The organism is Bacillus mycoides (assembly GCF_018742245.1).
Taxonomy (GTDB): Bacteria; Bacillota; Bacilli; order Bacillales; family Bacillaceae_G; genus Bacillus_A; species Bacillus_A cereus_U.
The window spans coordinates 1,714,534-1,738,345 of sequence record NZ_CP036132.1; the positions used below are offsets into that span (position 1 = coordinate 1,714,534).

The following is a 23,812-nucleotide window of genomic DNA, read 5'->3' on the forward strand; positions in this document are numbered from 1 at the left end:
AATAAATGCTCCTTAATAATTATTAAATTATATTTAAATAAATTAAATTAAAATTAACTGAAACTGAATTTTATGTTAAACTATATTAAAATTAATTTAATTATAATTTATTATATGGCTAGCTACAAGAATATGAGGAGGAAGAGAAATGAAGGGGATAGAGGCATTAAAAGAGCGATACCCACTATTAAACAACCTTATTGCAACGGAAGAAGTATTTTGGATGAATCCGAATACAGAAAAGTATGAAACGGCAATAAAAGGTTCGCCGCTTAATGAAGAAAATGTAAAAGATGCGGAAGAGAGATTAAAGCGCTTCGCACCATATATTGCGAAAGTTTTTCCTGAAACGAAAGAAACGAGCGGAATTATAGAATCTCCTTTAGTAAAAATACCTTCTATGAAACAATCTTTAGAGAAAAATTACGAGCAACCTATATGGGGAGAATTATTATTAAAGTGTGATAGTCATCTTCCGATATCAGGATCAATAAAGGCAAGAGGCGGAATATACGAAGTGTTGAAACATGCAGAGCAATTAGCATGGCAGCATGGAATGTTAACAGAGAAAGATGATTATTCAATTTTAGATAGTGATAGATTTAGAGGTTTTTTCGCGAAGTATTCAATTGCAGTAGGTTCGACAGGAAACTTAGGACTGAGCATTGGGATTATGAGTGCAAAGCTAGGATTTAATGTAACTGTTCATATGTCAGCAGATGCGAAACAATGGAAAAAAGATTTATTAAGAAGTAAAGGTGTAAATGTTATTGAATATGAAGCGGATTATAGTAAAGCAGTAGAAGAAGGAAGACTGCAAGCAGATGCAGATCCTAGCTGCTATTTTGTTGATGATGAAAACTCACATGATTTATTTTTAGGATACGCAGTAGCAGCGTCGCGTTTACAAAAACAATTAGAAGAGTTAGAGATTGCAGTAGATGAAGAACACCCTTTATTCGTTTATCTTCCGTGCGGAGTGGGCGGGGGACCTGGCGGAGTAGCATTCGGCTTAAAGTTATTGTATAAAGACAATGTGCATTGTTTTTTTGCTGAGCCTACGCACTCTCCGTGTATGCTACTCGGCTTAATGACTGGACTTCATGATAAAATTGCCGTTCAAGATATCGGGATTGATAATGTAACAGATGCGGATGGACTTGCGGTAGGAAGGCCCTCCGGATTTGTCGGTAAAACGATGGAACCATTTTTGAGTGGAAATTACACAGTAAGTGATGAAGAGTTATATAGATTATTAAAAGAACTGGCTGATACTGAAAATGTTTATTTAGAGCCTTCTGCGTTAGCAGGTATGGTAGGGCCATTGAATGTATGTAAAGCTGAAAATGAGTATTTACAAAAATATAGGTTAACAGAAAAGGTGAAGAATGGTACTCATATTGTGTGGGGAACTGGCGGTAGTATGGTTCCAGAAGACGTGATGAGTGGTTATTATAAAAAAGGTTCGGAATTAACGAAAGCAGAGTAAGGAAGAATGAGGCGATTTAAAGCCTCATTTTTTCATGTACATAAAAATCTTTGTTATTTTCACATTAGTTCTTTATAGTATAGTTATAAAGGATTATTCATATCGATTAAATATAATAAAAAAGCGTTATTTTACATAATAAGAGGATGTGTGTATACGATGTCATTACAGACAAAATATATAGCGAGTATTTCGCTTGGGGTTATGGGCGTAGGTTTTGCGGCTTCGATCCCTTTTCAAGGAACGGTAGCTGGGGAGATTATTCAAGGGGGATTTGAAGCGGGGTTAGTTGGTGGACTTGCGGATTGGTTTGCGGTTACAGCTTTATTCCGTCATCCGTTGGGAATCCCAATTCCGCATACAGCATTATTACCTAAAAATCGTAAGCGGGTAACAAAGGGGCTCGTTTCTACGTTAGAAAATGAATGGCTGACGAAAGAAAGTATTACAAGTAAAGTAAAAGAAATGCAGCTAGCACAAATGGTACTGGAAATTGCTGAAAAAGAGTTACAGTCTGACGCTGTGAAAAAAGGAATTGTAACAATTGCTGAGAAAGCGATTCTTCAAATAGATACGGAAAAATTAGCAGTTATTATTGAAAAAGAATTAAAAACGTATTTGCATACAATTAACACAAGCAACATATTACAAGTTCTCGTGGATCAATTAGTTGTGCAAGAATATGATGAAAAAACACTTGATTACATATTAGTAAAAGTGAAAGATTGGACAGCTCAAGATGAAGCACGTTATCAGCTAGGAAGCTTAGGTATGAAGGCGATGGAAAACATAAAAGTAGATGGATTTTTACAGTTTACTTTGAAATCATTTATGAATATTGTAGATGAAGATAAAATTGGAGGCATTTTGCAAAAGTTTATTATTAGCAATATTAACAGCTTGCAAGATGCTGATAATAGCACAAGACAACTTATATTAGCGAAGATTCGTCAAGAAATTATAAATGTAAAAGAAAATGAATCTTTATTACAGGAATTAGAGAATTGGAAAGAAAAATGGATTACCAATTGGGATGCTACTGACAAAATAAAAGAGATGCTTGAGCAAGTACAACAAAGGGCAGTTACCTTTGTGAAGAATGAAGAATTTGCCGATAAATATGTTGTTCCATTCTTACAAACACAAATGAATAAAATAAAAGAAGATGAACTGACTGTTCAAAAAATAGAAGATTGGTTACAAAAACAAGTTGTTACTATTGTTGAAAAAAATCATTCGAAAATTGGAAAGCTTGTGCAAGAAAACCTTGATAAGTTAGATGATAAAACATTAATCGAAATGATTGAAAATAATGTCGGGAAAGATTTGCAGTGGATTCGTGTGAACGGGGCTGTTTGTGGCTTTATGATTGGATTAGTTTTAGAAGGAATAAAAGCGATTATATGAGAGAAACCTTCCACAATTGTGGAAGGTTTCTTATTTTTCGATAATACTCATATTTATATTATAAGCTTTCTCGATATTTAATTTGTACGTCCCATTTCCTGTTTTTATCGAGTTTTTATACCAATGTTCTTGCGCATTTAACTCTGGATTTTCTTCTGAAGAATTATTTTCTTTTTTCGTTAAATCTTCTACTTGTTCCCAAGGTGTGTTTCCGTGAGTTTCTTTTTTGTTTGTTATGGCGATTAAAGATACATCACTTTCTTTTGCTAAATGAACAGATACATTTGAACTTTCTTGTACAAACCAATTATTTTGTAATTGACCTGGATAAAGTGATAGTTCGTTATTTGAAGCGCGAATCTCTACATTTTTATTTTGCGGAAGAACGAGTGTTTGTTTCACCTGTGGTGCTGAGTTAAATAACGTATGCTGAACAGGTAATGATTTTAAAGTTATATACATCGTTTCTCCAGCTGTTTGAACTGAAAGGAAATCCTCTCGTTTTAAATTGAGTTTTTCATTTGCTTTCGTCGTCATTTCATATGTCCCAAGAAGATGAATTTGATTTGTATTATTTCCCTCTATCGTTAGAGGGTGATGCCCCGCATCCACTACGATTTTTTTGATAGATTCAGGTATATCAAGTTGTCCATCCGGAATATTACTCGTTTGCCTAGTTGTGTTAATAGAATGACGAACTTCTTCTAGTAATCCAGTTGATAATAAACAGTAAAAAGCAATTCCAACGCTTCCTAAAACTCCGATAAAGAAAATACTAAAAATATCATATTTAATAAATGAATGTTCCTTCTTAGAAAATAGAAGGTATAGTAAAATTTCAGCGCCAAGTATGATAAGTAAAACAGGCCACCAGGCTGTTAATGTATCTAATGCTTGAACTCCTTTTACGACTGAAAATAGTAAAAAGCAACCTAATAAAATAATGGAAATCCCCATTGAGATGGTTCCAACACGCCATGTTCTCATCCTTTTGTACCACCTTTTCTTTCTTTATTTCCAAGTAACAATTTAAAGCCGCCGCCAATTAAAAGGAGGGCAACGATAGATGTTTGGAAATAGCGATAATATAACTCTGTAAGATGAATATTAAATATAGTAGAAACATACCTGTCTAAAATAGGGAGGAGTGTTTGATCTAATAAATAATAACCACCGAGTGTAATTAACCCAATGCCGATCCATCTTTGATGATTTATGAAATAATCGATGATAGGTTCGTCATTTACGCGTTCTTTTCCGTATTTTGCAGTTTGTTGTAACGTATCAAAAAAGCTATAAAACCAAATGATTGGTACTAAAAATAAAAACGCAGAAAGTCTTAATAAATCAAGTAAATAAATAGATAGTAAAAAGGCTGCCATAAGCTGAAGACCGCGGCGTTGTAAGCCTAAATACATATGTCCTGCTCCAGGGAACATTGCTAAAATAGAAGCGAATGTTTTACTTTTCTTTCCTTGTTCACGGTGCTCTTCAAATTCTTCAAAAATAGTACGATCAACTAGTTGCTCACCACGTTCTTTCTTTTGGAGTTGTTGAACAACATCGAAAAAATTATAAATCCATAAAACAGGTAACGTAACGAGAAAGATAAGAAAACTTCCTTGAGATGTTAAGAGTGCAACGAATATAATCATGCTTCCTATCCCTGTACAAGCTACTAAAAATGTAAGGCCTCGCTGCATAAGTCCTAATTGGAAATGTCCAAGTCCAGGAATGATTGATAAGAGAATGATATAAAATCGTTCGCTCTCTTTAGAGGACTCTGTAAATTGTCCAGTTGATTGTTTTTTTGATTGATTAATAATAGTGATAACTAAATCTAATAAATTGATCACCCATAACACGACTAGTAAAAATAGAGAAAGAAAAGCAATGTCACGCGCTCCTAATGCTATTGTACAAAATGCTGCAAAGGTAAATAGAAATAAAGCCCCTCCGCTATATAAAATAAACCGTCCTATCTTTTTTAAATATAGATGTCCAAGCCCAGGGATTAGCCCTAATACAAGTGCTAAAAAGGGGTTTTTATTCATGCTTTAAACCTCCGTCCTTTTTCGATGTGTCTACTGCTTTGTTTACAAGTTGCTGTGAGATAGAAGTCTCATTATGTTTCGAAGATTTTTCGAAATTAGATGTCGCTGTGAAAATATATTGGAATAAACCACTTACCATAAAAATGATTGTAGCCGCAGTTGCAATTATGTAGTGAATAATCGTGCGCTTTAGTGAGTTTGTTTTTATATTTTCATTAGATTGTAGTGTTTCAAAATTAATTTGCGTCATAACTTCGTTCGTAAATGAATCATCATTTATCATTGGAAGGTTTTCATGTTGTTCATCAATACTTTCCATATAAAGTGCTAAACAATGATCACATTCATAAAGGTGTTCTTCCATAGATTCACGTTCATTGCTTGCTATAAAATCTAAAGTATAATTGCGCCAATCTTCTTTTGAATAATGCATCATAGAAACTCTTCCTCCTTCCAATGTTTTTTAATCCATTTTCTTGCCCGATACAGTTTCATTTCGACTGTTTTCACTTCGATATTTTCCTGAAAAGCAATTTCTTGATAACTTTTTTCCTCTAAATAATGTGCGAGAACGACGTCACGGTAATTTTCGGGTAGTTCTCTTAGCTTTTGAGCAATGAGTAATTTTTGCTCTTTCGTCAATAATAAAGCCTCAATATTATGAGAGGATTTTATATTTTCTTCAGTTTCTTTACATAAGGAGAGTTCTTCGTTTTCTCTAGCTTTTTTCCTCTTATAATCAATAGCGTGATTGGTAGCAATACGTGCCATCCACGTTTTTAATCCGCGAAATTGATAATTAGGGAGAGAGGTGTGAATTTTTACGAATACTTCTTGTGTAACATCTTTAGCATCTTCTTCATGTCTTAAAATAGAAAAGATAACTTGGAAAATATAATGACGATATGTTTGTACAAGGATACGAAAAGCATGTTCACTTCCTTGTTGTGCTTTTTCAATTAATTGTTTTTCCTCAATCGCTTTCTCCCTCCTTTTTGACGCATTCTATTATATAGACGTAAGAAACGATAAGTCACCCTACACATGTTGTAAAAAAAGAATAATATATTTTTTGCAGGAGGGCTATATGAAAAAGGTGTGAAAAAATGGTAAAGAGAAGTATATAATGAGCAAGAAGGAAATGTTACACAGAGAAAGGATGTGAATGTTAGTAGGGGAAGGGCCATACTAACAAACATGAAAATTAAAATATTAATAGCCGATGATAATTCTTTTATTAGAGAAGGCATGAAAATTATTTTAAATACATACGAAGAATTCGAAGTGTTAGATACTGTAAATGATGGAAAAGAGGCTGTAGCGTATTGTAAAAAGCATGAAGTTGATATTGCCCTTTTAGATGTTCGTATGCCAAACATGAACGGGGTAGAGGCGACGAAGTTAATTTGTGAAGAGACGAAAACGAAACCGCTTATTTTAACGACATTTGATGATGATGAATATATTTTGGACGCAGTAAAAAACGGAGCGAAAGGTTATTTATTAAAAAATAATGATCCGGAGCGTATTCGTGATGCAATAAAAGGCGTATATAACGGCCAAACTGTCATGCAAGATGTAGTGCTTGATAAAATTAAGTCTAATTTAATGGAAAGTAAAGAGGAAGAATCTAAAATTGATAAGAGTCTTTTTACAGAAAGAGAGCTTAGTATTATCGCATTAATTGCGAAAGGTTTCTCAAATAAAGAAATTTCGAAGCAACTTTTCATATCTGAAGGAACGATTGCAAATTATATTACATCAGTTTTAGGGAAAACTGGACTAGAACATCGCACGCAAATTGCGATTTATTACTTAACAGGGAAAGTAGATTAATGTTATGGAATTTTGGTTAACTGTAAGTAAATTAATTGTATTTATATATATTGTGTTTAGTTACATTCACTCAAATGTTGCAAACTTACCATGGTTTATATTTACGCTACTTATATATCTTTCTGTAAACGTAATGATCTCTATATTAAAAAACGATACGTATAAAAGGGTTTTAATTTGCGTGTCAATTGGCGTAATTATGTTATTTACATGGAAGGTTCATCCGTTTTTTATTTTGTTTTTACCGTTGAACTTATACGAAATTACATCAAATTATATCGAGAGGAAATGGCAGCTCTTTTTCATTATGATGCTTCCTATTATTTTTACAAATGAAAGTATTCAAATGACATATGGATTAATTGTTGCATTTTCTTTTCTCATTTTAACTATGGCAGATCGCTACATCGCTCGTGTATTAAAGCTTGAATCACAAAATGATAAGATGCGAAAAGATATGCAGCGACTGACGAAAAGCTTACATGAAAATAAAGAGTACATAAGGCAATCGGAGTACACATTTAAGTTAGAAGAGAGAAATCGGTTATCACAAGAAATTCATGATAAAATTGGTCACTCGATGACGGGTGCACTTATTCAAATGGAAGCAGCGAAGAGACTGATGGAAATAGATAAAGTAAAATCTGCGGAGTTATTACAAAATGCAATTCATATTTCGAAAGATGGAATTGAAAGCATTCGGATTACATTAAAAAATATGAAGCCACCAACAGAGCAAATTGGCATTCACCGCATGAAATTATTCATAGAGGAATTTGCCGGTAAGCATGATGTGAACATTCCTTTCGTATATAAAGGTAACTTAGATATGATCTCTCCAATTCAGTGGAAGATTATCGGTGAAAATGTTACGGAGGCACTAACAAATACGATGAAATACGCTGATGCGACAGTCATTTCAATAGATATTCATGTACTTAATAAGATGATCAAAGTACAAGTGAAGGATAATGGAAAAGGTGCAGCTCTTGTTAAAAAAGGCCTCGGCATTATGGGGATGGAGGAGAGAACAGCGTCTGTAAACGGGAAAATTATTGTAAATGGTACAAGTGGTTTTTCAGTAACAATGTTGTTGCCGATATAGTAAGGCATGATGAGGATGAATCATCTCATATGAAAAAAGTGAATATTCTCATGTGAAAAGAATGAACTTCTGCACTGAGCAGGTTCATTCTTTTTGTTTATAATAAAGTGAAACTTCAATCAGTGGGGGTTTTGTTTTTCCACGCTGATTGTTAGTTGAACCAATCGGGCATTTACGGGCAGCCCGACTCCCGCCTAACTTCTTTGCACCAGCTGAATTTTGAGGTGGGAGTCTTACTGACCGCAAATAGCGGGATAACAGCAGAGAAACCGAAATAGGGGTGAAATGATGAATACATTGGAAATTAAAAATTTAACGAAAAAATTTGGTGACTTCATCGCGGTAGATAATATGTCTTTATCTATTAAAGAAGGAGAAATATTTGGCTTTTTAGGGTCAAATGGTGCTGGTAAGAGTACAACGATAAATATGATTGCTGGGTTATTAAGAAGTAATGAAGGCGAAATCAGCATATTAGGAAAAAATATAAAGAAACATAATCGATTTGCGAAGATGAACATCGGTATTGTTCCGCAAGATATTGCGATTTATGAAGAGTTAACTGCCTATGAAAATGTGAAATTCTTTGCCGGATTGTACGGATTAAGAGGTGCTGAACTAAAAGCGAGAGTAGAGGAAGCACTTCAATTTGTGGGGCTTAGTGATAAACATAAAAGTTACCCGAAAAACTTTTCTGGCGGTATGAAAAGAAGGCTGAATATCGCTTGTGCAATTGCACATAGACCGAAGTTAATTATTATGGATGAACCGACAGTTGGAATTGATCCGCAGTCAAGGAACTACATTCTTCAGTCTGTCCGAAAATTAAATGAAATGGGAAGTACGATTATTTATACAAGTCACTACATGGAAGAAGTAGAAGAGATTTGTACGAAAATAGCAATTGTAGATCACGGTAAAGTAATTGCAGAAGGAACGAAAGAACAGTTAAAAGCGATTATTACTGACACGAAAGATATTTGGATCGAAGTGAAGTCCGTAGAAAATTTAGACGTAGAAAAATTAAAAGAGATAAGCGGTGTGAAAGCTGTTCAAATTGAAGAGAACGTAATTAAAGTAAACTCTGATGCAGGATTAAACAATTTAAATAAAATTATTCAACACTTTATTAATCACGACATTGAAATTCGCTCGTTAGAAGAGCAGGCTCCGAATTTAGAAACTGTATTCCTTACGTTGACTGGAAGAAACTTACGAGATAAATAAAAGGTAAATGAAGAAAAGGTAAAGGGAGGTTCATCAATTGAACATCTTTAATATTGCAGTGATGCACATTAAAAGAGATTTCAGGGACGTAAGAACTTTAGTTTTTATGTTAGCATTTCCGATTGTGCTTATGCTTGTATTAGGAACAGCGTTAAGTAACGCATTTAATAGCGATAGTCATTCGATTAAAGATATACAAGTGCTATACAAAGATGAAGCGGGAAGCACGTTTTCTCAATCATTTGAAGCATTTACGAAAGAGGTCGATAAATCGGGTATCCATTTTAAAAAAGCTTCCGAAGGTATAGATGGGAAAGAAGAAGTGAAGCAAAATAAATATGCTGCATATGTAGAATTGAATAAAGATGGTGCGAAATTTTATGGAAGCGACAGAAGTAGTATTGAAGGAAGTATTGTTGAAGGAATGCTTACGACATTTGTTGATAAGTACAATGTAGCGGCAGAAGTTGCAAAAGTAGATCCAAGTAAGGTTAGCACAGTTATTTTAAATGGAAATCATAATGATTATATTAAAGAAACATCTTTACAAGCTGCTAAAAAACCAGGTTCTATGGATTACTATGCGGTTGTAATGACAACGATGATAGCACTGTATGCTGCAATGGGGGCGAGTTTTTTAATTCGAGGAGAACGAATACGTAAAACAGGAGATCGTCTCATTGCGGCACCTATAAGTAAAGCTGAAATTTTCATTGGGAAAGTGCTCGGAAGTCTTGTAGCGAATGCACTTTGTCTATTACTAGTCGTTTTATTTAGTAAATTTGTTTTTCAAGCAAATTGGGGCGACCATCTTGGAATCATATTTATTATTTTACTAACAGAAGTCTTTCTAGCAATTAGCTTCGGTTTAGGAATCGGATATATTACAAAAACAGGTGAGGCATCTAGAGCAATTATTATGGTTGTTGTGCAATTAGCTTCTATTTTTGGCGGTGCTTATTTCGTGGTGGAAGAAAATGTCGTTACGAATTTATCGCCATTAACGTGGGCCAATACAGCCATTATGAAAATTATTTATGCAAATGACATAGGAGCAGCACTGCCGGTTATTTCTTTAAATCTTGGAATTTCAGCAATCTTTTTATTAATTGCGATTATCGCATTACGTAGACGGGAGGGGCTGTAATATGAAAGATATTTTATGGCTCATACGAAAAACATTAGCTGCGCTTTTAAAAAATAAAAAAGGATTATTACTTATTGTAAGTTTGCCGATAATAGGAACACTCATTTCTTTTTCAATATATGGGAATGTAGGGCAAGGAACGTTAAATATTGGGGTTATAAATAAAGAAAATCAGCCTATCGCAAATGATACAGTGAAATTTTTAGAAGGACTCAATCATGTAAATGTTAGTAAAATTAAGGAATCTGAAGTAGAAGATAAACTCACTTCAAAAAAACTTGATGGTGTTGTTACATTACAGTCTGGTTTTTCCGAAAGTGTTCGAGCAGGGAAACCGAGTCATATTGAAGTTTCATCGATTAAAGGTGATCAAGTAACAGTATTTATAAAATCATATTTATATAACTATGTTGATAATATCACTGCGATTAGTAAAGTGGCAGGGGCGGATCAAAGTACGTTTGATAGTATGTACGCTGGTTATCAAAAAGGTTCATTTAAAGTAAAAGCAGAGACACTTGAAGATACTTCGAAAAATAAGGATATGACAAATCAAACGATTGGTTATCTTATCATGTTTATGCTATTTTCGGCAGCGAATTTATCTGGAATTATTTTAAAAGAAAAAGAGAACAGAACGTATTTTAGATTATTATCGACACCGATAGATGGAAAGAAATTTATATTATCTAATGTCGCGGTGAATATGATTATACTAACAGTGCAAATTGTAATTGCCGTATTATTTATGAAGTATGTTTTTCATACAAATATAAATATGCCTTTCACAGTGATGATTGGTGTACTCATGATATTTGCTTTAATCGCAATTGGTTTGTCTTTAGTAATTGTGTCTTTTGCGAAAAATTCAACTGCTTCAAATGCGATGCAAAATGTCGTCATTGTACCGACATGTTTATTAGCGGGATGCTATTTCCCATATGATATCATGCCGAAAACGGTACAAAAAATAGCTAATTTTTTACCGCAACGCTGGCTAATGGACACGATTACGAAATTACAGCAAGGAATTCCGTTTGCAGATTTGTATTTAAATATTTTAATCTTATTCGCCTTTGCGATAGCATTCTTCTTAATTGCTATTTATAAGTTTGGAAGAAATAATGATGCGAGGAATTTTGTTTAATGAAAAAAGGTGTGGCGTAATGCCACACCTTTTTTTGTACTCGCAATTTAAAGTATCCTTTGTAATATAGGTAAACTTTTGTATAAAACCTCATTATGTGAAGCACACACAACATATTTATTGCCAACTAAAAGAAAAACGCTATGCACAACAGCGTTACCATCACCATGTTTTGTTAGTATATCACCGACGACGTTTCCATCTGCCCATTCCAGTTTTGAATGTGAAGGGACGACTTGTAAATATTGAATTGTTTCCACTCCATCTCCTGCAATGAGTGTAGTTTCAATATTTCTTTTCTCTATAACAAATCTATTTTCATTTAATGTATCGAGGAAGGGGTTTTTCGTTTGCATCTTACTATAAGGAAGAAATGTAATAGAAGAGCCGGATCTTATAAATAAATAATTTCCGTAATCTTTACAAGGAATAACATCTTGTAATCCTGGAAAGTAAAGGTGGATCGCTTCGACTGGATTCATTTTATACAAGGTACTTAAGTAGTGTACGTACTGTTCCATATAGGAATGAACGATATTTATTTTAGAAGAGGCATGGACAGGGAGACTACCTCCAGTCCAATAACTATAATTGGGAGGAGATCCAGCGCTTGGTGTACAGAGTATAATAAGCTGCTCCACATCATTTTCATATTCTTCACTTTGAACGTAAGAACGTGCAAGAAGTCCGCCCAAACTATGACAAACTAAATTTAGTTTATCGCAACCTGTAAATTCTTTAACATAAGCAATCGTTTTTAATAAGTATTTTTGAGTAGAAAAAACAATACGCTGACGCCAGTCATAAAAACAGATAAACAAGTTTTGATTTCGTTTATATCCCATACTTTCTAACATCATGATGAATGGCTCATAAACAAACGCAGAAAGCCCAAAGTTCCAATTACCGGTACCAGGAATAATAATATTACTCATTGAACCGAAAAGACCTGGGATAAAAATAATAGGAGTTTTTCCTCTTTTCATATGCTTCTCTCCTTTAACTTTTTAACAGCTCATAAAAAGTAAGAAAGACATTTCGTATGAAAAAAAAAATTAATGAAACACTACGAAATAGTAAGTAATATGAGCGGAAGGAAATCAAAATGATTAAAAAAATATTGCGAGTTACTTCTATTATTATTGCTATTTTCGTTTTTATTTTAATTTGGATGCATATCGATGTTACCCTCGGCAGGAAAATGGAAGTTGGGAAAAATATGCCGACAGAGTATGCGCCTCATTATAGTGACTTTCAATTATATGTAGAAGGGAAGTCGTTTTATAAACAGTTATTTACTGATATAAGAGAAGCGAAGCAATTTATTTACACTTATTTTTATATTTTATCGGATGATAAAAGTAGCCATACTTTTTTAAACTTATTAAAAGAGAAGGCGAAAGAAGGAGTAAACGTATACTTATCGGTGGATTTAATTAATGATTTATCTTTTGAAAGAAAGATGAAAAATGAATTGCGGGAAAGTGGTGTACATTTTACATATAGTAGAAAACCTGAATTACCATTCGGATTTTATTCTCTTCATCATCGGAATCATCGCCGTATTACAACGATTGATGGGGGAATTGGTTATACGGGTGGATTTAATATGGGAGATGAATATTTAGGGAAAGATAAACGATTTGGATATTGGCGTGATTACCATGTACGGATAAGAGGAGAAGGAGCGAAAGATTTAGAAGAGCAGTTTGCTTTAGATTGGAAACGAGATACGAAAGAAGATATAAAAAGGAGTACGAATAAGGCTAGCAAAGGAAATACGCTACATACTATGACAAGTTATAACGGGCATTATGTTGCTCAAAAATATATAGCGTTAATAAAACAAGCGAAGCATTCGGTTGTCATTACAACGCCTTATTTTATAGCGAAAAATAAAGCATTAATGAATGCTTTAATTGGAGCGCAAAAGCGTGGTGTTACAGTAAAAATACTTTGGTCATATAAACCGGATATTCCTCTTATTAAAGAGGCAGCATATCCTTATATACGTGAAGCTGTTAAAAACGGGATTACTGTGTATGGCTATAAAAAAGGGATGTTTCATGGAAAGTTAATGCTGATTGATAATGAATTAACTGTTATCGGTACAACGAACATAACTGCTCGTAGCTTCTACATAAATGATGAGATGAATTTGTATATTCATGGTGGATCTATCGTATCGGAAGTGAATGAGGCGTTAACACAAGATTTTCATGATTCGAAAGAAATGACGAAAGAGTTTTTTGAGAAGTTATCTTTTTGGGAGCGTTGTAAGGAGAAAGTGGCGGGATTGGTTGATTTTTATTTGTGATAACTTAACTGAAATACCTGAAATTTAAAATATAGTGTGTGCAAAGAAGCACGTGAATATAGTAAATAGGAAGCTGTATTGTTTATTTAACAAGTAGAGAAGTAAGAAAGAACCTTCAAAAAACAGAAGGTTCTTTTTTGTTTTATAATTCATTATTGGTAGTTAAAAAATAATCTGGTCTAGCGGGTGCTCCTCCGCCTTCACCTATATTCACAGCTTGATTTTTAAATGAATCATTAACGCCAAGTGCTAAGATACTAATAAGTGACATACCAATAACAGCTAGATAAAATTTCTTCATTATTTTAACGCTCCTTTTTCAGATTCTTTTTGTTGAGCTGTATTACTAATATAAAAATATTGACTTGCTTTAACGTGATTTTTCTCTGCGTAAAATTTTAAAGCTAAAATATCAGCGTATTCTTTAACGCATTCCCATAATTTTTCTTTTTCAAAGTATGTAATTCCTTCAGATATGAATTTTTCTAAAGTTAGTGCAGGAACTTTAGCATTTAGTGCTTTTAGTATCATAAATCGATGTTGAAATTCTTTGTTTTTTATCTCATCACTTACTTTTAGGCCCTTTTCAATTAATTGAGCTGCATAGTTATTATTATCTAATTTATAGTATTCGAGTGCTTCCAAATAAAATGCTTTGTAGTGTGAAGGGTGATTTCTTGTTATTTCAGATATATGTCGGATTGCAAGTTTTGATAAATTTTGATTTGAATACAACCAAGCTAAGTTATGTCTTACCATAAGAATAGATTTTATATGATTATGCTTTTGGAATGTGTTTAGCGCATTATTTAAACTTTCTTCAGCTAATTCATAATGTTTCAAGTCAATACAACATAACCCTATAAAATTATCACATAATGCTATGTTTACCTCATAACCTTCATGCTTCGAAAATTCTTCTTTCGCAGCTTTAATATAATCTAAGGCTAAAACTTGTTTGTAGCTTTGATAATAAAAATACCCCATTCTATAATTAAACTCAGCGTGTTCCGCTGGCTCTGGGATATACTTTAGGAGTTCTTTTGCTTTTTCAAAGTGTTCAAATGCGTCAGTATAATTTGCGGTTAAAGTAAAATGAAAACCTTTGAAGAAATGGTAATAATAAGCTAAGAAGTCATCTGCAGGGGTTGTGAATGCGTTCATTTTATCAAAGCTATTCTGATTAATGCTTACCCAATCCATAAGAGCTTCGTATCGAAATTCTAGTAGGGAGTAGTATAAAGATAAATTTTGATCATCTTCTACATTTTTCATTTTACTATCTATTTGCATTTTTAATTCTTTTGCTTTATGCAGTTGTTGCTTTAACATGGTTTGGTACCAGTCATTTAATAATTCCATTATTTGATCATTCTCTAATTGAACATCCATAAAATCCTCCCCATCTTATATATATAGCGATTGATAATATTCATTCTACAGCTAAGGAGTTTGAAAGAATGGATAATGAACTACAAAAGACATTTAGCTAATGTGACAACCTACGGTAAAGGGAGAAGATGTACATTTAAAAGATGTCAAAGTTGAGGATATTACTTATTCTAAGAGAACTAGAGAAGAAGCTGCACAACTTCGGAGGGAATTTGATAGAAGCGTGAGAAAAGAGTTTCTTAAAACCTTAGTTAATGACCCTGATAAGATTATTGAACTCAAGAATGCTGGTATAGCAGATGCAGATATCGAATTAATGAAAAGAGGAAAACCTCCAATAGGATGGCAAGTGCATCATGATCTTCCCTTAGATGATGGTGGAACAAATACATTTGAAAATTTAACTTTGATACAAAATCATCCATATCATAAGGTTATAACTAATACACAACGTACGCTAACCAAAGGATTACAACCAGGTGACAGTGTAGACATAAGTTGGCCTATCCCAAAACACAACATCTATCCTAAAGGGGAATAAATAAATTTAGAAAGAGGTTTTTATATGTGGAAAGATCTAATTTTAGAAATCAAAGATATACTGGAAAGTGTTAATTATAAGCTGAATACACCTGCAACGGATACTGAAGTTCAGAGATTAAGAGAACATGCAAAAGAAAAATTAAATGTTGATTTACCAAGTGAATACGTGGAGTTTCTTAAAACTGTAAATAGTTTGGATTTTGATGGATTGGTCCTTTACGGAGTTGATTCTTTTTTACTAGAAACAGAAAAGGGTGAACAAATTTGTGGATTCATAGAAACGAATGAGATTTGGTATGAAAATGAATTTCAAAAAGAGTATCTTTTCTTTGGAGATTCAAATATTGCATGGTTCTGTAAAAATTTATCTGAAGGTACTTATCATGAACTGGATAAACCGTCTGGTACAGTGATGAACACGTATGATGATTTTAAAACAATGCTTGAGGAAGCATTAAAAATAACACTTCTCTAATACATGGATGAAAATTAACATAAGGAATTTATGTAGTATTCACTCATCTGAAAAGTACCTATGTAAAATGAACGATTATGTGACTACTGAAACGCTAAATATAGGTAAGCATAGTCCAGAGTATGTTATAGAAGTATACAGAGTGTTAAGTGGAGTTAAACGCTTTGGTGGGTACTTAAGCAGATTCAGTTGCTGCCTTGCCTAATATAAGAGAAAAGTTATTGGACGGAAATTAACTTAAATAATCTTAGATGCTTACTAGTTAAATTCTAAAGGAGTAAAAAGGCATGAAAATTTGGCAATTAAAAAGCTCGACTGATGATTATGAAACCTTTCAATTATTGAACTATGAAGAGGATAAAAAATATTTTAAAACTAGTTTTCATTCTACGGTGAGTTTTTCAGATTCATGGACGCCTAAGTTTATTGAGGTAACAGATGAAGGAAAGTCTGGTGTACAAATAATTAGTGAAAAATCCAAGAATGTTTTAGAATCTATAGTAGGAGATAATGTTGAATTTTTACCATTAATTCATAAACAAACAAACAAACAAACAAACAAACAAACAAACAAACAAACAAACAATACTATGCTATGCATGTTTTAAGGGTGTTGGAAGCACTTGATACTAATAAAACAATCTTTGATAAGTTAAGTTCAGGTTTAATAATAGGATGTAAAAAATTTGTATTTATTCCTTATGTTGTCCAGGACGAACCAATTTTTAAATTGAATATAAATGGAAAGGTACATCCTAACTATCTTTTAGTATCAGATCAATTCAAAAATGTAATTTTAGAGAGTGAATTAAAAGGTTTTCAATTTACTGAAGTGTGGGATTCAGAAGAGGGTGCGTAAAGAAATCTAATTTAATTAGATTATTAATGGGAATCCATATCTAAGAGAGTAAAAAATAAAAAGCTTATGCACTTGTATAAGCTTTTTATTATGAATAAGTATAGAAAGGGATGGTAATTCATATTCAAGATATATTTTAGAATCACAAAGTAAATAGTAGTAAACGATTTTTTGTTACGTAACATTCTAGTTTACTTTAGAAGATAAAAGAATAGTTAAGGGGAATAAGCATGAAAATATGGGTATTAAAGAGCGTGTTAGATAACTTTGAATCTTTCCAGTTGTTAAATTTTGAGGGGGACCATAAAAAATATATTGATGGAAAAATAAATTCAATAACTCATTTAGCAAATTCATGGGGCAATATATTGATAGAGTGTGTAGAAGGAGGTAATTATAGTGATTTCCCTAAATTTTGGGGAGGAATTGGTGCACCAATGATTAGTGAAAAAGCCAAGAGAGTACTTGAACCTTTAATAGGTGAAAATGTTGAATTCTTACCACTTTTACGCAATTCAACTAGTGAGGTATATTATTTGGTCCACGTGTTGAATGTACTAGATGCAATTGATGGAGATAAAGCAATCTTTAAAAAAATGATTACAGGCCTTATAGTAGGTTGTGAAAAGTTCGCATTTGATTTTAATATAGTTCAAAATGAAGTGATTTTTAAGGTTTATATAAATGGGAAAATTCATCCTACGGCTGTATTTATTTCGGATGAGTTGAAGATTCTTATTGAACAAAGTGATTTAAAAGGTTTTGAATTTATTGAAGTGTGGGATTCAGAAGAGCTCTCATAAAGAAATTCTAAAATTATAAATGGCCCTGATAAGTTTACGATAAAAACTTAAGTCCCCTTGTTATACAAAGTAGGGGACTATTTATCCTGCATTAACGAGCGGTAAGATTCCCACCTCAAAATTCGGCTAAAGTAAAGAAGTTAGGTGGCAAATGCTCGTAAAAGCCCGATTGGAGAAGGCTAATAATCAGTGGGGATGGACAAAACCTCCACTGATTAAAGTTTCACTTTGTTTAAGTTTGTTCTATCAACATTATGGTCACTTAAAGCACTTCACTAAAGAAGATGATCTGTAAAAGCTCCCTTTGTGTTGAAAATAATTATTATTCATGCACAAGCATCGAAACATCATCATTAATCAACGTTCCCACATGTTCTCCTAAACATATTTTCTTCATCACTCCAGGCTCATCAAAGTTAAATACATGTGCCGGCAAATTGTAGTCCCGAGCAAGTAATAAAGCCGCTTGGTCCATTACTTGTATGTTTTGCCTAACAATATCGTTATAGTTCAGTTTTTTATACATTTTCGCTGATTTATTATGTTTTGGATCACTTGTAAAGACACCGTCTACCCCTTGTTTTGCGACTAAAATGGCGTCACTATTCATTTCAATTGCTCTCTGTACACTTGGATAATCTGTGGTAACGAATGGTTGCCCGTTACCACCACCGAATATGACAACATAACCGTTATCTAAATGATGTACTGCTCTGAGGCGAATATAAGGTTCGGCTACTGCATTAAACGGGATGGATGTCATAACGCGTACTTCTTTATTTGTTTTACTTGTTAAAACGCCGCGTAGCATTAAGCTGTTAATTATTGTACCTAAAGTACCAATATTATCAGCTTCTACACGGTCAATTCCCCATTCCTCAGCTAGATGGCCTCTAAAAATGTTACCGCCGCCAATGACGATGGAGACCTCGATACCTAAATCAACAATCGATAAAATTTCATTTGCAATATGTTCTAATCGTTTGGAGTTAAAGCTATTTCCCGATTGATCGGCAAGTGCTCCGCCGCTTAATTTAATTAACACACGTTTATATGGCTTCATAACAATTCCCCCTATATAGATTGCAATAAAAAAGGAACAAAGGCGAATGCCTTTGTTCCTTCGTAAGAAAATGAAATAGAAAAGAAATAGATATGATGAACTTCTTCACGTGATTTTTCATAACATCCACTCCTTTTCATCTCCATTTATTTTGAATACGTATATCTTTTAGATTATACGAAATAATCTGATGTTTTATCAAGGTTATTTTATTTCTTTTTTATAAAAAGTGTCAATGAATATTATAAGAAAAAAATTCGAATTTTTTGTGACAAACTTGTAGGTTTTTGTATGATTTTGTAGGTTCGCCTATATGATGTGTGAGTAAGCTTTTATAAATACGAAATGAAAGCGTTCGCATAAAGGGGATGAACATAAATGAAAAAATTCGGATTGGCAACACAAATTTTTGTCGCACTTGTTTTAGGGATTGTAGTAGGGGCAATCTTTTATGGCAATAAAACGGCGATTTCTTATATCACACCAGTTGGGGATATATTTATTCACTTAATTAAGATGATTGTAGTACCTATTGTTATTTCAGCATTAATTGTTGCGGTAGCTGGTGTAGGAGATATGAAAAAGCTTGGGAAACTGGGCGGTAAGACAATTCTTTATTTCGAGATCATTACGACGATTGCTATTTTAATGGGATTACTTGCAGCGAATATATTCCAACCAGGTACTGGCGTTGATATGAATAATTTACAGCAAAGTGATATTTCTTCTTATAAACAAACAGCAGATGCTACAGAGAAGAAAGGTTTTGCTGAAACGATTGTTCATATTGTACCGAAAAATATATTTGAGTCTATTACACAAGGTGACTTATTACCGATTATATTCTTCTCAGTACTATTCGGTTTAGGAGTTGCGGCAATTGGAGAAAAAGGAAAGCCTGTTTTTAACTTTTTTGAAGGTGTACTCGAAGCGATGTTTTGGGTTACAAATCAAGTTATGAAATTTGCACCATTTGGTGTATTCGCATTAATTGCTGTTACGGTTGCAAAATTTGGTGTGTCCACACTACTTCCTTTAGGAAAACTAGTGCTAGCTGTATACGTAACTGTTATACTATTCGTTGTGATTGTATTAGGTATTAATGCACGAATGGTTGGAGTAAACATTTTTACATTAATGAAAATTTTAAAAGAAGAACTTATTCTTTCATTTACGACAGCAAGTTCAGAAGCTGTTTTACCTAATATAATGAGAAAGATGGAAGAGTTCGGTTGTCCAAAGGCAGTTGCCTCTTTCGTAATTCCGACAGGTTATACATTTAACTTGACTGGGTCAGCTATTTATCAAGCGTTAGCGGCATTGTTTGTTGCACAAATGTACGGTATACACATGTCACTGACAGAGCAAATAACGTTATTATTCGTTCTCATGTTAACATCCAAAGGTATGGCGGGAGTTCCGGGGGCATCATTCGTTGTTGTATTAGCGACGTTAGGATCAATGGGCTTACCGCTAGAAGGTATCGCATTAATTGCGGGAATTGACCGTATTTTAGATATGATTCGCTCAGCTGTCAATGTATTAGGAAATGCATTAGCTGCCATTGTTATGTCGAAGTGGGAAGGCGAATTCGATGATGAGAAAGCAAAACAATATGTAGAAACAGTCAAACAAACAAAAGCAGCATAAGAAATCGTTAAGGAGTGAAAAGTCATGGCAACATTAACTGAAGTTAAAAATGGAGTGCGAATTGAAAAAGATTTTTTAGGTGAAAAAGAAGTGCCAAATTATGCGTACTACGGTGTACAAACAATGCGTGCAGTAGAGAATTTCCCAATTACAGGATACAAAGTCCATGAAGGTTTAATTAAAGCGTTAGCAATTGTAAAAAAAGCGGCAGCACTTGCTAATGCAGATGTAGGAAGATTGGAATTGAAAAAGGGTGGTGCTATCGCAGAAGCATCACAAGAAATCCTTGAGGGGAAATGGCATGATCATTTCATCGTTGATCCAATTCAAGGCGGTGCAGGAACTTCAATGAATATGAACGCAAATGAAGTCATTGCCAATCGTGCCCTTGAATTATTAGGAATGGAAAAGGGAGACTATGATTATATTAGTCCGAACAGTCATGTAAATATGGCACAATCAACAAACGATGCATTCCCAACAGCGATTCATATTGCAACATTAAATGCATTAGAAGGCTTATTACAAACGATGGGTTATATGCATGATGTATTTGAATTAAAAGCAGAACAGTTCGATCATGTTATTAAAATGGGTCGTACACATTTACAAGATGCTGTGCCAATTCGTCTTGGACAAGAATTTAAAGCATACTCTCGCGTACTTGAACGTGATATGAAACGTATCAAGCAATCACGCCAACATCTATATGAAGTAAATATGGGAGCAACTGCAGTTGGTACAGGCTTAAATGCGGATCCAGAATATATTGAAGCAGTTGTAAAACATTTAGCTACAATTAGCGAACTACCACTTGTTGGTGCAGAAGATTTAGTAGATGCAACTCAAAATACGGATGCGTACACTGAAGTATCTGCAGCACTTAAAGTATGTATGATGAACATGTCTAAAATTGCGAACGACCTTCGTCTAATGGCATCAGGTCCACGCGTTGGATTAGCGGAAATTATGCTACCAGCTCGTCAACCAGGTTCATCTATTATGCCAGGGAAAGTAAACCCTGTTATGCCAGAAGTAATTAATCAAATTGCGTTCCAAGTAATTGGTAACGACCATACAATTTGCCTTGCTTCAGAAGCAGGACAATTAGAATTAAATGTTATGGAACCAGTACTTGTTTTCAACTTACTTCAATCTATTAGCATTATGAATAACGGTTTCCGTGCCTTTACAGATAATTGCTTAAAAGGAATTGAAGCGAATGAAGATCGCTTAAAAGAGTACGTTGAGAAGAGTGTAGGAATTATTACAGCCGTGAACCCTCATATCGGTTATGAAGCAGCAGCTCGCGTTGCGAAAGAAGCAATTGCGACAGGGCAATCCGTTCGAGAACTATGTGTAAAAAATGGTGTATTGTCACAAGCAGAATTAGAGTTAATTCTAGATCCATTCGAAATGACACACCCAGGGATTGCAGGAGCAACTCTTTTAAAGAAAAATTAAAAGAAGAGGGGGACAATCCCCTCTTTTTTGTTTACAATATAGAAATGTTATATATGAATAGAGGTAGGGATGTTATGAGTAAGTTTACAGTGGCTTCTAATGGTTCGTTAGAAACGACATTAAGAGGAGTAGAAGTATTATCAACACCACTTTTAAATAAAGGGGTAGCTTTCACGCAAGAAGAAAGAGAAGAATTAGGTTTAAAAGGGTTATTACCACCAGCAGTTTTAACGCTAGATGAACAAGCGCGTAGAGCGTATGAGCAATTTTGTTCTCAGCCGGATGATTTATTAAAGAATGTATACTTAACAGCGTTACATGATCGAAATGAAGTATTATTTTATCGTATTTTAACAGAGCATTTACGTGAAATGTTACCAATCGTATATACACCTACTGTTGGTGTAGCAATTCAAAGATATAGCCATGAATATCGTAAACCACGCGGTATTTATTTATCAGTTAACGATCCTTCGGGTATTGAAGAAGCGTTCTCAAATATCGGTGCAACAGCTGAAAATATTGACTTAGTCGTTGTAACAGATGGAGAAGGCATATTAGGAATTGGTGACTGGGGTGTTGGTGGTATTAACATTGCGATTGGAAAGCTAGCTGTTTATACGGCTGCAGTTGGAATCGATCCTAGTCGCGTGTTACCTGTAATTTTAGATGTAGGTACAAACCGTGAGGATCTATTAAACAATCCGTTTTATATTGGAAATCGCCATCCACGTGTAACTGGTGAAGCTTATGATGAATTTATTGATACATTTGTACAAGCTGTAGGCAATAAGTTCCCGAAAGCACTTTTACATTGGGAGGATTTCAGTTCTCGTAATGCACGAAAAATTTTAGACAAATACCGTCATGATGTATGTACGTTTAATGATGACATTCAAGGTACAGGTGCAGTTTCACTTGCTGCAGTATTATCGGCAGTGAAAGCTTCTGGTGTACCTTTAAATGAACACCGAGTAGTTGTGTTTGGTGCGGGTACAGCTGGAATCGGTATCGCAGATCAAGTGAGAGATGCGCTGGTTCGCGTAGGATTATCAGAGCAAGAAGCACATGAGCGTTTCTGGTGTATTGACCGTAACGGGTTAATTACAGATAATATGGAAGATCTTCTTGATTTCCAAGCTCCATATGCAAGAAAAGAAGCTGAAGTGAAGGATTGGAAACAAAGTGATGCTATCGGACTTGCTGAAGTTGTGAAATATGTAAAACCGACAATTTTAATCGGTACATCAACTGTTGCTGGTGCATTCAAAGAAGAGATTATTAAAGAAATGGCTTCTCATGTAGAAAGACCAATTATTTTACCAATGTCGAATCCAACGCCACTTGCTGAAGCGAAACCAGTAGATTTAATCGAGTGGACAGAAGGAAGAGCGTTAGTTGCAACAGGAAGTCCATTTGATCCAGTTACATACAATGGTGTAACGTATGTTATAGGGCAATCAAATAACGCACTTATTTTCCCAGGGTTAGGTCTTGGTACAATTGTTGTGCGTGCAAGCGTAATGACAGACGGTATGTTTGCGGCGGCAGCAGAAGCGGTTGCAAGTATGGTAGATACAAGTCAGCCGGGTGCACCAATCTTACCAGAAGTGGAAGAGTTACGTAATATCTCTGAAATGGTTGCAATTGAAGTAGCGAAAGTTGCAGTTGCAGAAGGTGTTGCTAGAGAGAACTTAAGTGATAACGATATCAAAATTGCAGTGAAAGAATCAATATGGAAGCCTGAGTACCGTCAAATAAAAGCGGTAGAAAAGGTTAGAATATAGAAAAAAAGCCCGTTTATTATAATAAGCGGGCTTTCCGTTTACATTTT

Annotated in this window: 22 protein-coding genes and 3 pseudogenes; 17 read left to right on the forward strand and 8 right to left on the reverse strand. The window is 34.2% G+C overall.

From position 1 onward, the window contains the following. Positions 1–148: 148 nt before the first annotated feature. Positions 149–1,489 carry a D-serine ammonia-lyase gene (locus tag EXW56_RS08775; RefSeq protein ID WP_002200974.1) on the forward strand — a complete coding sequence of 447 codons (1,341 nt, stop codon included), beginning with the start codon at positions 149–151 and terminating at the stop codon, positions 1,487–1,489. 159 nt (positions 1,490–1,648) lie between these two features. Continuing rightward, positions 1,649–2,896 carry a DUF445 domain-containing protein gene (locus tag EXW56_RS08780; RefSeq protein ID WP_215558276.1) on the forward strand — a complete coding sequence of 416 codons (1,248 nt, stop codon included), beginning with the start codon at positions 1,649–1,651 and terminating at the stop codon, positions 2,894–2,896. 30 nt (positions 2,897–2,926) lie between these two features. Here EXW56_RS08780 and exsE read toward each other — a convergent pair whose 3' ends face one another. From exsE to EXW56_RS08800, 4 genes are read right to left on the reverse strand one after another with little or no spacing between them, the layout of a single operon-like run. Next, positions 2,927–3,883: an exosporium protein ExsE gene (gene exsE / locus EXW56_RS08785; RefSeq protein WP_002200972.1), complete on the reverse strand. Its 957-nt coding sequence runs from the start codon at positions 3,881–3,883 to the stop codon at positions 2,927–2,929. After that, positions 3,880–4,950, reverse strand: a complete 1,071-nt coding sequence (locus EXW56_RS08790) for a hypothetical protein (protein ID WP_002202472.1) — start codon at positions 4,948–4,950, stop codon at positions 3,880–3,882. Before EXW56_RS08790 ends, exsE begins: the two co-directional genes overlap by 4 nt. Continuing rightward, positions 4,943–5,386, reverse strand: a complete 444-nt coding sequence (locus EXW56_RS08795; protein WP_000972336.1) for a hypothetical protein — start codon at positions 5,384–5,386, stop codon at positions 4,943–4,945. Before EXW56_RS08795 ends, EXW56_RS08790 begins: the two co-directional genes overlap by 8 nt. Beyond that, complete coding sequence (locus tag EXW56_RS08800) at positions 5,383–5,928, reverse strand: RNA polymerase sigma factor (protein WP_353050854.1); 546 nt, start codon at positions 5,926–5,928, stop codon at positions 5,383–5,385. Before EXW56_RS08800 ends, EXW56_RS08795 begins: the two co-directional genes overlap by 4 nt. 219 nt (positions 5,929–6,147) lie before the next feature. On the opposite strand from EXW56_RS08800, the gene EXW56_RS08805 reads away from it, so the two are divergent. From EXW56_RS08805 to EXW56_RS08825, 5 genes are all read left to right on the forward strand, one after another. After that, a complete protein-coding gene (locus EXW56_RS08805) occupies positions 6,148–6,786 on the forward strand; it encodes a response regulator transcription factor (RefSeq protein WP_002064723.1) in 639 nt (212 codons plus the stop codon). A 4-nt stretch (positions 6,787–6,790) separates the two neighbouring features. Continuing rightward, the gene (locus tag EXW56_RS08810) at positions 6,791–7,891 is read left to right on the forward strand and encodes a sensor histidine kinase (protein WP_215558278.1); all 1,101 of its coding nucleotides are present in this window, start codon (positions 6,791–6,793) and stop codon (positions 7,889–7,891) included. A gap of 288 nt (positions 7,892–8,179) precedes the next feature. Beyond that, positions 8,180–9,118, forward strand: coding sequence for an ABC transporter ATP-binding protein (locus EXW56_RS08815; protein WP_002200969.1), 939 nt, complete (start codon positions 8,180–8,182; stop codon positions 9,116–9,118). A 37-nt stretch (positions 9,119–9,155) separates the two neighbouring features. Next, entirely contained in the window at positions 9,156–10,265 is a 1,110-nt protein-coding gene (locus EXW56_RS08820; protein WP_002200968.1) for an ABC transporter permease, read from the forward strand. Between the two features lies 1 nt (position 10,266). Continuing rightward, positions 10,267–11,412, forward strand: a complete 1,146-nt coding sequence (locus EXW56_RS08825; protein ID WP_215597370.1) for an ABC transporter permease — start codon at positions 10,267–10,269, stop codon at positions 11,410–11,412. A gap of 47 nt (positions 11,413–11,459) precedes the next feature. Here EXW56_RS08825 and EXW56_RS08830 read toward each other — a convergent pair whose 3' ends face one another. Beyond that, on the reverse strand, positions 11,460–12,398 hold the full coding sequence (locus EXW56_RS08830) for an esterase/lipase family protein (protein WP_002200966.1): 939 nt from the start codon (positions 12,396–12,398) through the stop codon (positions 11,460–11,462). Between the two features lie 119 nt (positions 12,399–12,517). Between EXW56_RS08830 and cls the strand changes: the two genes are divergently transcribed. Then, positions 12,518–13,729: a cardiolipin synthase gene (gene cls / locus EXW56_RS08835; protein WP_002200965.1), complete on the forward strand. Its 1,212-nt coding sequence runs from the start codon at positions 12,518–12,520 to the stop codon at positions 13,727–13,729. A gap of 142 nt (positions 13,730–13,871) precedes the next feature. Here the strand turns inward: cls and EXW56_RS08840 are convergent, their stop codons facing one another. Both EXW56_RS08840 and EXW56_RS08845 read right to left on the reverse strand, forming a co-directional pair. After that, positions 13,872–14,030, reverse strand: coding sequence for a Phr family secreted Rap phosphatase inhibitor (locus EXW56_RS08840; RefSeq protein WP_002200964.1), 159 nt, complete (start codon positions 14,028–14,030; stop codon positions 13,872–13,874). Next, entirely contained in the window at positions 14,030–15,121 is a 1,092-nt protein-coding gene (locus EXW56_RS08845) for a response regulator aspartate phosphatase (RefSeq protein ID WP_002200963.1), read from the reverse strand. The genes EXW56_RS08840 and EXW56_RS08845 overlap by 1 nt, the downstream gene beginning before the upstream one ends. Positions 15,122–15,147: 26 nt before the next feature. On the opposite strand from EXW56_RS08845, the pseudogene EXW56_RS08850 reads away from it, so the two are divergent. The 6 genes and pseudogenes from EXW56_RS08850 to EXW56_RS08870 form a co-directional block, all read left to right on the forward strand. Then, positions 15,148–15,222 (forward strand): annotated as a pseudogene (locus EXW56_RS08850) (TIGR04197 family type VII secretion effector); the annotation flags it as partial. 122 nt (positions 15,223–15,344) lie between these two features. After that, positions 15,345–15,662 (forward strand): HNH endonuclease signature motif containing protein, encoded by a 318-nt coding sequence (locus tag EXW56_RS08855; protein ID WP_002200961.1) that lies wholly within the window; start codon positions 15,345–15,347, stop codon positions 15,660–15,662. Positions 15,663–15,686: 24 nt separating this feature from the next. Next, positions 15,687–16,139, forward strand: coding sequence for a YrhA family protein (locus tag EXW56_RS08860; RefSeq protein WP_002200960.1), 453 nt, complete (start codon positions 15,687–15,689; stop codon positions 16,137–16,139). A gap of 64 nt (positions 16,140–16,203) precedes the next feature. Continuing rightward, positions 16,204–16,375: pseudogene (locus EXW56_RS28065) on the forward strand (cytoplasmic protein); the annotation flags it as partial. 51 nt (positions 16,376–16,426) lie between these two features. After that, positions 16,427–16,998, forward strand: a pseudogene (locus tag EXW56_RS08865) (imm11 family protein). 230 nt (positions 16,999–17,228) lie between these two features. Then, positions 17,229–17,801 (forward strand): imm11 family protein, encoded by a 573-nt coding sequence (locus tag EXW56_RS08870; protein ID WP_002200958.1) that lies wholly within the window; start codon positions 17,229–17,231, stop codon positions 17,799–17,801. A 322-nt stretch (positions 17,802–18,123) separates the two neighbouring features. Here the strand turns inward: EXW56_RS08870 and pyrH are convergent, their stop codons facing one another. Continuing rightward, complete coding sequence (pyrH, locus tag EXW56_RS08875) at positions 18,124–18,864, reverse strand: UMP kinase (RefSeq protein ID WP_002200957.1); 741 nt, start codon at positions 18,862–18,864, stop codon at positions 18,124–18,126. A gap of 378 nt (positions 18,865–19,242) precedes the next feature. On the opposite strand from pyrH, the gene EXW56_RS08880 reads away from it, so the two are divergent. The 3 genes from EXW56_RS08880 (at position 19,243) to malS (ending at position 23,765) form a co-directional block, all read left to right on the forward strand. Further along, positions 19,243–20,514: a cation:dicarboxylate symporter family transporter gene (locus EXW56_RS08880; protein WP_002158405.1), complete on the forward strand. Its 1,272-nt coding sequence runs from the start codon at positions 19,243–19,245 to the stop codon at positions 20,512–20,514. A gap of 24 nt (positions 20,515–20,538) precedes the next feature. Then, on the forward strand, positions 20,539–21,978 hold the full coding sequence (gene aspA, locus EXW56_RS08885) for an aspartate ammonia-lyase (protein WP_002200956.1): 1,440 nt from the start codon (positions 20,539–20,541) through the stop codon (positions 21,976–21,978). A 74-nt stretch (positions 21,979–22,052) separates the two neighbouring features. Continuing rightward, positions 22,053–23,765, forward strand: a complete 1,713-nt coding sequence (gene malS / locus EXW56_RS08890) for an oxaloacetate-decarboxylating malate dehydrogenase (RefSeq protein ID WP_215597371.1) — start codon at positions 22,053–22,055, stop codon at positions 23,763–23,765. The last annotated feature ends 47 nt before the right edge of the window (positions 23,766–23,812 follow it).